The 13,690-nt window shown below is 64.5% G+C and carries 10 protein-coding genes and 1 rRNA gene; 10 read left to right on the top strand and 1 reads right to left on the bottom strand.

Going from position 1 to position 13,690, the window contains the following annotated elements; all coding sequences use genetic code 11:
* The first annotated feature begins 3 nt into the window (after positions 1 to 3).
* The 3 genes from rrf (at position 4) to G3N96_RS20010 (ending at position 4,443) form a co-directional block, all read left to right on the top strand.
* Positions 4 to 116: ribosomal RNA gene (gene rrf, locus G3N96_RS20020) — 5S ribosomal RNA — on the top strand.
* Between the two features lie 441 nt (positions 117 to 557).
* Positions 558 to 2,633: a molybdopterin oxidoreductase family protein gene (locus G3N96_RS20015; protein WP_206138220.1), complete on the top strand. Its 2,076-nt coding sequence runs from the start codon at positions 558 to 560 to the stop codon at positions 2,631 to 2,633.
* Positions 2,634 to 2,769: 136 nt separating this feature from the next.
* A complete protein-coding gene (locus tag G3N96_RS20010; RefSeq protein ID WP_206138219.1) occupies positions 2,770 to 4,443 on the top strand; it encodes a long-chain fatty acid--CoA ligase in 1,674 nt (557 codons plus the stop codon).
* A gap of 276 nt (positions 4,444 to 4,719) precedes the next feature.
* On the opposite strand, the gene G3N96_RS20005 is transcribed toward G3N96_RS20010, so the two are convergent.
* Complete coding sequence (locus G3N96_RS20005) at positions 4,720 to 5,871, bottom strand: porin (RefSeq protein ID WP_124576444.1); 1,152 nt, start codon at positions 5,869 to 5,871, stop codon at positions 4,720 to 4,722.
* Positions 5,872 to 6,147: 276 nt separating this feature from the next.
* Between G3N96_RS20005 and coq7 the strand changes: the two genes are divergently transcribed.
* From coq7 to murF, 7 genes are all read left to right on the top strand, one after another.
* The gene (gene coq7, locus G3N96_RS20000; protein ID WP_027788457.1) at positions 6,148 to 6,774 is read left to right on the top strand and encodes a 2-polyprenyl-3-methyl-6-methoxy-1,4-benzoquinone monooxygenase; all 627 of its coding nucleotides are present in this window, start codon (positions 6,148 to 6,150) and stop codon (positions 6,772 to 6,774) included.
* 386 nt (positions 6,775 to 7,160) lie between these two features.
* Complete coding sequence (mraZ, locus tag G3N96_RS19995; protein ID WP_006487094.1) at positions 7,161 to 7,589, top strand: division/cell wall cluster transcriptional repressor MraZ; 429 nt, start codon at positions 7,161 to 7,163, stop codon at positions 7,587 to 7,589.
* Positions 7,590 to 7,612: 23 nt separating this feature from the next.
* Positions 7,613 to 8,554, top strand: a complete 942-nt coding sequence (rsmH, locus tag G3N96_RS19990) for a 16S rRNA (cytosine(1402)-N(4))-methyltransferase RsmH (protein ID WP_011350832.1) — start codon at positions 7,613 to 7,615, stop codon at positions 8,552 to 8,554.
* Positions 8,551 to 8,892 (top strand): cell division protein FtsL, encoded by a 342-nt coding sequence (ftsL, locus tag G3N96_RS19985; RefSeq protein WP_069255674.1) that lies wholly within the window; start codon positions 8,551 to 8,553, stop codon positions 8,890 to 8,892. The genes rsmH and ftsL overlap by 4 nt, the downstream gene beginning before the upstream one ends.
* Positions 8,889 to 10,736 (top strand): penicillin-binding protein 2, encoded by a 1,848-nt coding sequence (locus tag G3N96_RS19980; protein WP_206138218.1) that lies wholly within the window; start codon positions 8,889 to 8,891, stop codon positions 10,734 to 10,736. The genes ftsL and G3N96_RS19980 overlap by 4 nt, the downstream gene beginning before the upstream one ends.
* Complete coding sequence (locus G3N96_RS19975; RefSeq protein WP_206138217.1) at positions 10,733 to 12,271, top strand: UDP-N-acetylmuramoyl-L-alanyl-D-glutamate--2,6-diaminopimelate ligase; 1,539 nt, start codon at positions 10,733 to 10,735, stop codon at positions 12,269 to 12,271. The genes G3N96_RS19980 and G3N96_RS19975 overlap by 4 nt, the downstream gene beginning before the upstream one ends.
* Complete coding sequence (gene murF, locus G3N96_RS19970) at positions 12,268 to 13,674, top strand: UDP-N-acetylmuramoyl-tripeptide--D-alanyl-D-alanine ligase (RefSeq protein ID WP_206138216.1); 1,407 nt, start codon at positions 12,268 to 12,270, stop codon at positions 13,672 to 13,674. Before G3N96_RS19975 ends, murF begins: the two co-directional genes overlap by 4 nt.
* The last annotated feature ends 16 nt before the right edge of the window (positions 13,675 to 13,690 follow it).

Here is a 13,690-nt window from a genome sequence, read left to right as displayed (position 1 = left end):
TTGCCTGATGACCATAGCGAGTCGGTCCCACCCCTTCCCATCCCGAACAGGACCGTGAAACGACTCTACGCCGATGATAGTGCGGATTCCCGTGTGAAAGTAGGTAATCGTCAGGCTCCCTAAGCCAAGAACCCCCGCCCGAAAGGCGGGGGTTTTTGCATTTCAGCGGCGGAAATGCATGGGGGAGCGGAGTGGACGGCCTGGCTCGAGTTCCCCCATCGCCTAGCCCAAGTAGAAGCGCTCGCAACTCCCAGCACGCCGATCGGCCAGTATCATCCGCGACCCCTTGGCCTATTGCTGCTATCTCCGATCAACGCTGCGATTTTCTCTCTCCCGCACCTCGGTTGGCACACTCGTACGTGACTAGCTTGCCATCGTCGACAACGAGTGTGGGTCGCCATGCAAATCCCCCCCGCGGACGACGCACCAAACCACCGAAACTGAACCGACCCCCTCCATCGCGTTTCGGCCAAATACCTCAGAAACCGTACGAAATGAACGCTTTATTCGGCGTGTCCACGTAAAATTTGCGAATCCCCATCTCTGCACACAAAACGATGAACGCCGCCATTCAGGTAGCTAGGGCCGTTTGCCCGCATGATTGTCCGGACACGTGCGCAATGCGTGTGACCGTCGAAAACGGCAAGGCGATCAAGGTCACGGGCGATCCCGACCATCCGCCGACACAAGGCGTGTTGTGTACGAAAGTCAGCCGATACGCCGATCGCGTTCATCACCCCGACCGCCTCACCGTCCCGCTCAAGCGCATCGGTGTCAAAGGGGAAGGGCATTTCGTACCCGTCAGCTGGGACGAGGCGTTCGACGAGATCGGCCGTCGTCTCGGTGAAATCGCGGCGCGCGCGCCGGAAGCGATCATGCCGTACAGCTACGCAGGGACGATGGGGCTCGTGCAGGGGGAGGGCATCGCCCAGCGATTCTTCCACAAGCTCGGCGCCTCGCGGCTCGAGCGCACGATCTGCGCGGCGGCCGGTGCAGCGGGGTTGCGTTATACCTATGGCGGCAGTCTCGGCATGCACCTTGAGCATTTCGAGGAAAGCGAGCTGATTCTGATTTGGGGAGCAAACCCGATCGCGTCGAGCCTGCACTTCTGGACGCGCGCGCAGGAAGCGAAGCGCCGAGGCGCACGTCTTGTCGCCATCGATCCGTATCGTTCGCTGACAGCCGAGAAGTGTCATCAGCACGTCGCGTTGAAGCCTGGTACCGACGGCGCGTTCGCACTCGGCATGATGCACGTGCTGATGACCGAAGACCTGCTCGATCACGACTACATCGCCAGCCATACGCTCGGCTTCGACGCGCTCAAGGAGCGGGCGATGTCCTATCCGCCGGAACGCGTTGCGCAGATCTGCGGGATCGATGCGTCGGAACTGATCGACCTTGCACGTTGTTACGGTGCCACCCGCAAGGCATCGATCCGCCTCAACTACGGCATGCAGCGCGTTCGCGGCGGTGGCAACGCCGTACGCGCGATCGCAAGCCTGCCAGCACTGACGGGCGCCTGGCGGGACCGGGCCGGCGGGCTGTTGCTCTCGTCGTCGGAATCCGCGCCGGTCAACCAGGCTGCGCTGCTTCGCCCGGATTTGATGCCGGGCTGGCCGCACAAACTGCCGCGCATCATCAACATGAACGCAATCGGCGACGCGCTGCTGCACCCGGGCGATGCCACCTTCGGGCCGAAGGTCGAAGCGGTGATCGTATACAACTCGAATCCGGTGGCGGTCGCGCCGGATTCATCGAAGGTCGCGGCAGGGTTTGCGCGTGACGATCTGTTCACGGTTGTTCTCGAGCATTTCAAGACAGATACCGTCGATTTCGCCGATATTGTGTTGCCGGCCACCACCCAGCTCGAGCATCTGGACATCCACAAATCGTATGGTCACACCTACGTGATGGCGAACCTGCCGTCGATTCCTCCGGTCGGAGAGGCACGGCCGAATACGGAGATATTCCGCGGCATCGCGCGCAGCATGGGGCTCGACGAACCGGCGCTTTATCACAGCGATGAAGAGGTCGCGCGCGCGGCGCTCCGCTGGGACGATTCGGTGCTCGACAGCGATTGGGACACACTCAAGCGCGATGGCTGGTTGAAGCTCAAGCTGCCGGAGGCGCCGTTTGCGAACGGTGGTTTCCGCACGCCGTCCGGCAAGTGTGAGTTCTACAGCCCCCGACTCGAGCAGATGGGCGCGGATCCCGTGCCCGACTACCTGCCGCCATTCGAGTCGGCCGAGGCCGCGCCAGAGCTCGCCGTGCGCTATCCGCTCGCGATGATCTCGCCGCCTGCTCGCCACTTCCTGAACAGTACGTTCGTGAACGTCGACAGCCTGCGTCATACCGAGGGCGAGCCGCATCTCGACATCCACCCGTCTGACGCCGACGCGCGCGGGATCGCGGAAGGTGACGTCGTTCGCATTTTCAACGACCGCGGATCGATGCAGGCGCTCGCGAGAGTTACCGATCGCGCGCGCGCAGGGCTCGTCGTCGGGCTGTCGATTTGGTGGAAGAAGCTGTCGCCGGACGGCAGGAACGCGAACGAAGTGACGAGCCAGGCACTCACCGATCTCGGCAATTCGGCGACGTTCTACGATTGCCTTGTGGAAGTTGAGCGCATTTGATCCGATATCCCCGTATGATCAGACGAATTTCCATGGAAGTTCGAAGTGGACATCTAACCCTGTTGTCTCGGAACGAGCGAGCCGTTACGATGCGTTTTAGCACGACCATTCGAAAATCAGTGAGGAGACGCGCGGTATGGACAAAATTTGGCTGAAATCGTACCCACCCGGCGTTCCAGCCGAAATTGACGCGTCTTCTTATCCCTCTGTTCCCGACCTGCTCGACGAAAGCTTCCGGCAGTATCGCGACCGCACGGCATTCGTCTGCATGGGCAAGGGCATCACGTACGGCGAACTCGACAAGCTGTCGCGCCAGTTCGGCGCATGGCTGCAATCGCGCGGGCTTGCGCGCGGGGCGCGCGTCGCGATCATGATGCCGAACGTGCTGCAATACCCCGTGGCGATCGCCGCGGTACTGCGCGCGGGCTACACCGTCGTCAACGTCAACCCGCTCTATACGCCGCGCGAGCTCGAGCATCAACTGACGGACAGCGGCGCGGAGGCGATTGTCATCCTCGAGAATTTTGCATCGACGCTGCAGGCCGTCATCGCGAATACGAGCGTCAAGCACGTCGTCGTCGCATCGATGGGCGATCTGCTGGGCATCAAGGGATGGCTCGTCAACTACGTCGTGCGCAACGTGAAAAAGATGGTGCCTGCCTGGCAGCTGCCGTCGTTCACGCGCTTCAAGGCCGCGCTGTCGGAAGGCGCGCGCCAGGCATTCAAGGCGCAGAAGATCGGCCCCGATGACGTCGCGTTCCTGCAATACACGGGCGGTACGACCGGCGTGGCGAAGGGGGCGACGCTGCTGCACCGGAACATCGTGTCGAACGTGCTGCAGGCGGGCGCCTGGCATCATCCGGCTCACGAGAAGTTCCCGGACGTGAAACAGTTCGTGACCGTTGTCGCGCTGCCGCTGTATCACGTGTTCGCGCTGACCGTCTGCGGCTTCCTGACGATGCGTACCGGTGGCATGGGCATCCTGATCCCGAATCCGCGCGACATCGCCGGCATGATCAAGGAGCTGAAGGGCTACCAGATCTCGACGATCCCGGCGGTCAACACGCTGTACAACGCACTGCTGAACCACCCGGAATTCAATCAGCTCGACCTGTCGAAGCTCGTGATCGCCAACGGCGGCGGCATGGCGATCCAGGAAGGTGTCGCGAAACGCTGGTATGAAAAGACCCATACCGCGATTATCGAAGGTTACGGGCTGTCTGAAACGTCGCCGGTGGCGACCTGCAACCCCGTGACGGCGACCGAGTACAGCGGGACGATCGGCTTGCCGCTGCCGTCGACCGAGGTGGCGATTCGCGACGACGCGGGCAACGACGTCGCGCTTGGCGAACCGGGCGAGATCTGCATCCGCGGCCCGCAGGTGATGGCCGGCTACTGGAACCGGCCGGACGAGACCGCGAAGGTCATGTTCGCGGACGGCTTCTTCAAGACGGGCGACGTCGGCGTGATGGACGCGCGAGGTTACGTGAAGATCGTCGACCGGAAGAAGGACATGATCCTCGTGTCGGGCTTCAACGTGTATCCGAACGAAGTCGAGGACGTGGTGGCGTCGCATCCGGGCGTGTTCGAGGTGGCGGCGGTCGGGGTACCCGACGAGCATTCCGGCGAAGCCGTGAAGCTGTTCGTCGTGAAGAAGGACCCGGCGCTCACCGACAAGGACATCCTTGCCTACTGCAAGGAGCGGCTCACCGGCTACAAGCGGCCGAAGCTGGTCGAGTTCCGTACTGAGCTGCCGAAAACGAACGTCGGCAAGATCCTGCGGCGCGAACTGCGCGACGGACGCGCGTAACGGCGCGGTCGATCGAATGGGAAAGCCCGGTTTGTGCCGGGCTTTTTTGTTTGCGGCGCGGCTCCGGCGAGGCGGTTTTCGAGCGACGCGGCTGCCGGAGCGGGCTTGCGGTGGCGGCAGCGCATTTCGATGCCGCAGGGCGGCGCGGCACCCCCGCAACCAGTTTGTCGCAGGCGGGACGATTCGCCACGCTCCGGCTTCGCGGCTGCGCCGACCGGAAAAGAAAAAGGCGCCCGAAGGCGCCTTCAATATGCTGCGGCTTGTCAGGCACGCTGATTAGAACTTGTGACGGATACCGACGCGTGCTGCGACCTGGTTGCTGGTGCTCGAACCTGCGAGACCGTTGATCGCTGCGGTTGCCTGGATCACGTTGCCGTTTGCGTCGAGCACGTTGCCCGATGCGTGCTGGTACACGCCGATCGCGTAGACGTCGGTGCGCTTCGACAGGAAGTAGTCGACACCCAGCGAGCCCTGGTGGTACTTGGCTGCCGAGCTGCCGTTGATCTTGCTGCCTTGCGTGTAGTCGTACGCTGCGCCGAGAATCAACGCCGGGGTCAGCTGATACTTGAAGTTGAGTTCGCCGTTGTTGAACGTCGCGGACTGGTTCACGAACGGGCCTGCCGAGAAGCCCTTGAACTTCGTGTTCGAGTACGTTGCACCGATCGTCGCTGCGCCGAACGTGTAGGCGCCGCCTGCACCGATGACCTGGTACGTGTTCGCGTTGTTCGCGTACGCGCCGTAGATCGGCGACGAGACCGACGAAGACGCCGAGCCGTTGTTGAACATGCCGCCGAACTGGTTCGGCGTACGTGCGTTCAAGTAACCGACGCCCAAGACCAGCGGGCCGTTGTTGTAGCCTGCGCCGAGCGACCAGACCTGGTTCTTCGAGAACTGGCCTGCCTGACCGCCGAAGCTGTACAAGCCGCCGAACGAGAAGCCGCCGTAGGTCGGGCTCGTGAACTTGACTGCGTTGTTCACGCGATACGCGTTGTTGAAGTTGTCGAGGTCACCCGGGTGAGCAGCGATGTAGCCACCCCACTGGTCGCCTGCCTCGAGCGGGCCGACGAAGTCGACGACGGAGTCGTATTGACGACCCAGCGTGACCGTACCGTACTGGCTCGACAAGCCGACGTAAGCCTGACGACCGAACATCAGGCCGCCCTGACCGAGCTTGCCGCTGTTCACGTCGAAACCGTTTTCGAGGGTGAAGATCGCCTTCAGGCCGCCACCGAGGTCTTCGGTACCGCGCAGGCCGAAGCGGCTGCCTTGCATCACGCCGCTGGCCATGCTGTACAGGTGTTTGCCGCCCGCATTGTTGTTGAAGAGCAGGCCTTCATCGATGATGCCGTAAAGCGTCACGCTGCTTTGCGCATGGGCAGCGCCAGCGAACGCGCCCAGCGCGACGAGCGCGAGAAGCGACTTTTTCATTAACGGATCTCCAAAATTCACTGAATTTTTCTGGCGGGGCGGATAGTTATGTTCTGTTGACGGGCCCCATCAACTTCGCAAGAAGTCGCACGTAATGTAGCAAAACCGTTTTTTGCCACAAAGCGAAATGCCGCAGCTCAAGGTCGCCATGTTTCCTTTATGCAACAATGGTTAAAATCACGGGTTAACCGCAATTTCCGCTGAATAATCAAGTCGGTTACGCAGCGGACTCGTGCCCTTGCCGCTCGCGGCAGCACCTGCAGCCAGGAGAACAGGATGGTGTTTGATGAACTGATCAGCGAATTCGATCGCGGCCTGCGATCGCTGACCGGCATTAGCCGGATGAGCCGGCCGGTGCCTGCACCGGCGGAGGCGCCGGCCGTCGAGCTGACGCCTGCGGAGCGTACGCATGCCGCCGGGCTGATGCGCGTGAACCACGTCGGCGAGGTCTGCGCGCAGGCGCTGTACCAGGCGCAGAAGCTCACAGCGCGCACGGCGTCGGCGAAGGCGATGTTCGAGGAGGCCGCACGCGAGGAGGAGGATCACCTCGCGTGGACCGCGCATCGCCTGAAAGAGCTCGACTCGCGCCCGAGCCTGCTGAACCCGCTCTGGTATGCGGGTTCGCTCGCAATCGGCGTGGCGGCCGGCGCGCTCGGCGACAAGGTCAGCCTAGGCTTCATGGCCGAGACCGAACGGCAGGTCGAGAGCCATCTCGAAGGCCACATGTCCGAGTTGCCGGCGGCCGATACCGCGTCGCGCGCGATCGTCGACCAGATGCGTATCGACGAGGTGAAGCACGGCAAGGCCGCGGCCGACGCAGGTGGGATCGAGTTGCCGCTGCCCGCGCGGATGCTGATGCGCGCCGCGTCGAAAGTCATGACGAGCACTGCGTACTATCTGTGAGATTCCCACCGGGGCGATGCGTGACGTCGCCCCGGTTCCCCACCGCTGATACCGCCCGTTTATTCCGCGTTTTCCCGCCCCCGAAAGCCCCGTCCGCACACCCGTCTGGCCCGTCTTTCTCACGTATCACCTTCACAAGTTGCACTAGCTCATTCATTTATAACGGTTTTTAGAATGAAGGGGCGCATGAGCATGTGCGCGTAAGTCCTTGTTCTAACTAACAAAATTCGTCAAAAAAGCGGGCCGCTCCCTTGACCGTGCCACACCCTTCCTCTAAAGTGGGAGACAGTGTGAGAAAGTGTATTTTTGTGTGATTTGGCGGGCTATTCCGGCTAAATTCTCAGCATTGAGCGGGTGCTTCGGTGCCCTGAACGGGAGAGCGGAAAGTGTTCCAAGGGGCGTCGGCGCTGACGCTCGATGCGAAAGGGCGGATGTCGGTGCCGGCTCGCTATCGCGAAGCGCTGCAAGGACAGGCAGAAGGACGGGTGACTGTGACCAAGCACCCGGACGGCTGCCTGTTGCTGTTTCCGCGCCCCGAATGGGAAGTATTCCGCGCCAAGATCGCCGCGCTGCCGATGGACGCGCACTGGTGGCGGCGCATTTTTCTCGGCAATGCGATGGATGTCGATCTCGACAGCGCGGGCCGGATTCTCGTATCGCCCGAGCTGCGCATGGCAGCCGGACTGGAAAAGGAAGTCATGTTGTTGGGAATGGGTAGTCACTTCGAGCTGTGGGATTCGCAAACCTACAACGCGAAGGAGCAGGCAGCGATGGCGCAGGGCATGCCCGACGCGCTGAAGAATTTCACGTTCTGATTGCGGTGACGGAGACGCCCGCGATGGGAAACGAATTGCAGCATCGGACCGTGTTGTTGGACGAAGCGGTCGAATCGCTCGTGACGCGACCGGACGGCATTTATGTCGACGGTACGTTCGGGCGCGGCGGCCATAGCCGCGCGGTGCTCGCGCGGCTGGCGCCGGGCGGGCGGCTGATCGCGTTCGACAAGGATCCGAGGGCGATCGAGACGGCGCAGGGCATCGAGGATGCGCGCTTCTCGATCGTGCATGACAGCTTTGCATCGATGCGTGACGCGCTTGCGGCGCGCGGCGTCGAGAAGGTGTCGGGGGTGTTGCTCGACCTGGGCGTGTCCTCGCCGCAGGTGGACGATCCGGCGCGCGGCTTCAGCTTCCGCGCCGATGGTCCGCTGGACATGCGGATGGATCCGACGCGCGGCGAGTCGGCGGCGGAATGGCTCGCACGGGCTTCGGTGCAGGAATTGACGGAGGTGATACGGGATTATGGGGAAGAACGGTTTGCTTTTCAGATTGCAAAGGCGCTTGTTGCTCGCCGGGCAGAGTCCGACCGTCTTGGGCCTCTCGACACCACGGGCGAGCTTGCCCAAATCGTGGGTCACGTCGTCAAAACCCGTGAGAAGGGCAAGGATCCGGCAACCCGCACCTTTCAGGCTATACGGATTCACGTCAATCAAGAGCTTGCGGACCTGCAAGTCGTACTAGACGCGGCACTGTCGTTGCTGGAGCAAGGGGGGCGGCTGGTGGTCATCAGCTTTCATTCACTCGAGGACCGGATCGTCAAGCGATTCATGCAGGCGCACGCGAGTGCGCCTGCGGTCGATCGTCGCCTGCCGATCCGCGCCGTCGACCTCCCGAGCCCGCCGCTCAAGATCATCAGCCGCCAGTTTCCGAGTGAAGCGGAAGTCGCTGCGAATCCGCGCGCCCGCTCCGCCGTGATGCGCATTGCGGAGCGCGTCACGCCATGAGCCGCTTCAACATCTTCCTGCTGATCATCGTGATGGGTTGCGCGCTGTCGGTCGTCAATTCGACGAACCAGCAGCGCCAGATCTTCATCCAGTTGCAGCGTGCGCAGTCGCAGGAGCGTCAGCTCCAGCAGGACTACGCGCAGCTTCAATATCAGCAGAGCGCGCTGTCGAAGACGTCGCGCATCGAACAGCTCGCGAACGATTCGCTGAAGATGCAGCCGATCACGACCGGCCGCACGCAATACCTGACGCTGCCGCCGGGCGCCGCGAAGGCGATCGATGCGCCGATCCCGGCTTCGGCGGACACGGTCGGCAAGGGCAAGGGGGGCGCGCGATGAAGCCTTCCCAGAAGCGCCAGAACGTGAAGTTCTCGTCGAGCCCCGTGCTGGGCGTGCATCTGCCGATGTGGCGCTCGAAGCTCGTCGTGTTCCTGCTGTTCATGGCGTTCGTCGCGCTGGCCGCGCGCGCGTTCTGGATCCAGGGGCCCGGCAACGCGTTCTATCGGAAGCAGGGCGAAAGCCGCTACCAGCGTACGCTCGACTTGCCGGCGACGCGCGGCAAGATTCTCGACCGTAACGGGCTTGTGCTCGCGACGAGCCTGCCCGTGCGCGCGATCTGGGCGATTCCCGATGCGGTGCCGGACGATCTCGATGCCGACAAGGTCAACCAGCTCGGCAAGCTCCTCGGCATGACGTCGAAGGAACTGCGCGTGAAGCTGTCGGAAGACAAGGGTTTCGTCTACGTCAAGCGCCAGGTGCCGATCGACGTCGCGGACAAGGTCGCCGCGCTCGACATTCCCGGCATCTATCAGCGCAACGAATACAAGCGCTTCTATCCGGAAGGCGAGATCACCGCTCACCTGATCGGCTTCACGAACGTCGAGGACGAAGGGCAGGAGGGCGTCGAGCTGGGTGACCAGAAGCTGCTGTCCGGCACGTCGGGCGTGCGTCGGGTGATCAAGGACCGGATGGGACACATCGTCGAGGACGTCGCCGAGCAGATCCCGCCGCACAACGGCACCGACGTCGACCTGTCGATCGACAGCAAGATCCAGTACATCGCGTACGCGAACCTGAAGGCCGCCGTCGAGAAGTTCAAGGCGAAAGCCGGCGCGGCGATGGTCGTCGACGTGCGCACCGGCGAGGTGCTCGCACTCGTCAACTACCCGACGTACAACCCGAACGACCGCTCGCGCATGACCGGCGAGCAGTTGCGCAACCGGATCATGACCGACGTGTTCGAGCCGGGCTCGATCATGAAGCCGTTTACGGTGTCGCTCGCGCTCGACCTGCACCGCGTGACGCCGAACACGCTCGTCGAGACGGGCAACGGGCATTTCGTGCTCGATGGCGCGCCGATCACCGACGACGCGGGTTTCGGCACGCTGACGGTGGGTGGCGTGATCCAGAAGTCGAGCAACATCGGCGCGACGAAGATCGCGATGACGATGCGGCCCGAGGAAATGTGGAATATGTATACGAGCATCGGCCTCGGCCAGGCGCCGAAGGTCGGGTTCCCGGGCGCGGTGGCCGGCCGCCTGCGTCCGTGGAAGAGCTGGCGCCGCATCGAGCAGGCGACGATGTCGTACGGCTACGGCCTGTCGGTGTCGCTGTTCCAGCTCGCGCGCGCCTACACGGCGATCGCACATGACGGCGAGCTGATGCCCGTGACCATTTTCAAGACCGACCCCAACCAGCCGGTCGTGGGCACGCAGGTGTTCAACCCGACCACCGCGCGCGAAGTGCGCGCGATGCTCGAGACGGTGGTTGCGCCGGGCGGCACGTCGCCTGATGCGGCCGTGCCGGGCTATCGCGTCGGTGGCAAGAGCGGTACCGCGTACAAGCATGAAGGGCACGGCTACACGCGCAAGTACCGCGCGTCGTTCGTCGGGATGGCGCCGATGCCGAATCCGCGCATCGTCGTCGCGGTGTCGGTCGACGAGCCGACCGCCGGCAGCCACTTCGGCGGCCAGGTGTCCGGCCCCGTATTCTCGGCGATCGCCGGCGACACGATGCGTGCGCTGAATGTGCCGCCGAACATGCCGATCAAGCAGCTCGTCGTGTCTGACGATTCGCCGGCAGCACCTGCCGCGACGGGGCCGCAAAAGCTGCCCGCGGGTGGCGGTGCGAAGCATATGATCGTGTCCAGCACGACGCGTAATTCACCAGGAGTTGTTCGATGAGCGCCGCTCGCAGTTCCCATCCGGCGCATCAGCAGATCGCAGCCGCGCTTGCGTGGCTGCGTCAGCATGTGGCCCCCGCAGCGCAACTGCATGCCGACACACGCAGCCTCAAGGCGGGCGACGTGTTTTTTGCGTATGCGGTCGACGGGGCCGACAACCGCGCATTCATTGCCGAAGCCGTCGCGCGCGGTGCGGCCGCCGTGCTGTATCAGCCGGAAGGGCTGGCCGCTGCGCCGGCGGTGCCTGTCGGACTGGCCGTGCCGGCGCTCGACCAACTCGCCGGCGAGATCGCCAGCGGCTGGTACGGCGATCCGAGCGACAACCTGCTCGCGGTGGGGGTGACCGGCACGAACGGCAAGACCTCGTGCACGCAGTGGATCGCCACCGCGCTGACGGCGCTGCACCAGCCGTGCGCGGTGATCGGCACGCTTGGCACCGGAATGCCCGGCCAGCTGGTGCCGACTGGTTTCACGACCCCCGACGCACCGCAACTGCAGCGCAGCCTCGCGCAATTGTGCGACACGGGCGCGAAGGCCGTGGCGATGGAGGTGTCGTCGCACGCGCTGCACCAGGGGCGCGTGAACGGTACGGCTTTCGACATCGCGGTGTTTACGAACCTCACGCAGGATCACCTCGACTATCACGGCACGTTCGACGCGTACGAAGCCGCGAAGGCGAAGCTGTTTGCATGGCGGGGCTTGCGCGCGGCGGTCGTCAACCGTGACGACGCAGCAGGTCGACGCCTGCTCGAGAAGCTGGCTGGTCGCGTGCGTACGATCGCGTACGGGATCGGTGATGCACCGGTGCCGGACGCCGATCGCGAACTGGTCGCGCTCGACGTGCGCGCCACCGCGACCGGCACGGCGTTCCGCCTGCGTTCGTCGTGGGGCGACGCGGACGTCGAGGTCGGCACGCTCGGCACGTTCAACGTCAGCAACCTGCTCGCGGTGCTCGGTTCGCTGCTCGCGGCCGACGTGTCGTTCGACGCGGCGCTCGCCGAGATCGCACGGCTCGAATCCGTCAACGGCCGGATGCAGCGGCTCGGCGGCCGGCTGCAGAACGACGAACCGCTGGTCGTGATCGACTACGCACACACGCCCGATGCGCTCGAAAAGACGCTCGACGCGCTGCGCCCGATCGCTACGGCGCGCGGCGGGCGGCTCGTCTGCATGTTCGGCTGCGGCGGCGATCGCGATGCGACGAAGCGCCCGCTGATGGGCGCGATCGCGGAGCGGCTCGCCGATGAAACCGTCGTCACGAGCGACAACCCGCGTAGCGAGGATCCGCAGCACATCATCGACCAGATCGTCGCAGGCATGACCGTGCCCGATCACGCACGCCGTATCGAGGATCGCGCGAGCGCGATCCTGCAGGCCGTGCGCGGCGCGGCACGCGAGGATGTCGTCGTGCTGGCCGGTAAGGGCCATGAGGCCACGCAGGAAATCATGGGCAAGAAGCGCACGTTCTCCGACCAGGATCACGCGCGGCTCGCGCTGGCAGCGCGCGCGACGCACGGCAAGGGAGGCGCCGAATGACGATGCTCAGTCTCGGCGAAGCCGCTCGCCTGATTCCCGGCGCAACTGTTCACGGCGACGCCGGCGTCACGTTCGACCGCGTGTCGACGGACAGCCGCACGGCCGGCCCCGGCGACCTGTTCGTTGCATTGAGAGGCGAGCGCTTCGATGCGCACGACTTCCTCGGCGATGTCGCCGCGCGCGGTGCCGCCGCGGCGGTGGTCGCGCACGTGCCGGCGGGCGTCACGATGCCGGTGATCGAAGGCGGTGAAACGCGTGCCGCGCTCGGCGCGCTGGCGCATGGCTGGCGCAAACGATTCGCGCTGCCGCTCGTCGCGGTGACGGGCAGCAACGGCAAGACGACCGTCAAGGAAATGATCGCGTCGATCTTCGCGGCGGCGGTCGGCGCCGACGCGCGGCTCGCGACGGCCGGTAACCTGAACAACGATGTCGGCCTGCCGCTGACGCTGCTGCGCCTGTCGGCCGCGCATCGCCTCGCGGTGATCGAGATCGGGATGAATCACCCGGGCGAGACGGAAGTCCTTGCGCGCCTTACGGCGCCGACGGTCGCGCTCGTCAACAACGCGCAGCGCGAGCACCAGGAGTTCATGGCGACGGTCGAAGCCGTCGCGCTCGAGCACGCGGCCGTGATTCACGCGCTGCCGCCGGACGGCGTCGCGGTGTTCCCGGCCGATGACGCATACGCGGGCATCTGGCGCGTTGCGGCAACCGGCAACCGGATCCTCGATTTCGCGCTGCACGATGCCGAACGGCAAAACGACGCGCAGGTCACGGGCCGCCTGCACGGCGGTGAACTCGCGATCGACACGCCCGCGGGCGCCGTCACGGTGCGGCTGCGTGCGCTCGGCGAGCACAACGCGCGCAACGCGCTGGCCGCCACGGCGGCGGCGCTGGGCGCCGGCATCGCGCTGTCGGCGATCAAGCAGGGGCTCGAATCGTTCGAACCGGTCAAGGGCCGGCTGCAGGTGAAACAGGCGATCGCAGGCAGCCTCGCGGGCGCAACGGTCGTCGACGATACGTACAACGCGAATCCCGATTCGATGCGTGCCGCGATCGACGTGCTCGCCGCGCAACCGGCGCCGCGCGTACTGGTGATCGGCGACATGGGCGAGGTCGGCGACGAAGGCCCGGCCTTCCATCGCGAGGTCGGTGCCTACGCGCGCGAGCGCGGGATCGACGCGCTGTTCGCGCTCGGCGACGCGTCGCGCGATGCCTGCACCGCGTACGGCGACACGGCCCGCCATTTCGACGACGTCGGCGCGCTGGTCGGCGCATTGCTCGCGGCGGGTTACGGCGCGCAGGCGACGCTGCTCGTGAAGGGCTCGCGGTACATGAAGATGGAGCGCGTGGTCGACGCGCTGACGAACCAACCCGCAGCGGGCACGACGCCCGCTGCACACTGAGTAGAAGGAAGGAAGC

The sequence above is a fragment of the Burkholderia sp. Se-20373 genome, from assembly GCF_017104705.1.
Lineage (GTDB): Bacteria > Pseudomonadota > Gammaproteobacteria > Burkholderiales > Burkholderiaceae > Burkholderia.
The sequence above is the reverse complement of the archived record's forward strand: the minus strand, read 5'-3'. Positions and strand labels throughout refer to the sequence as shown.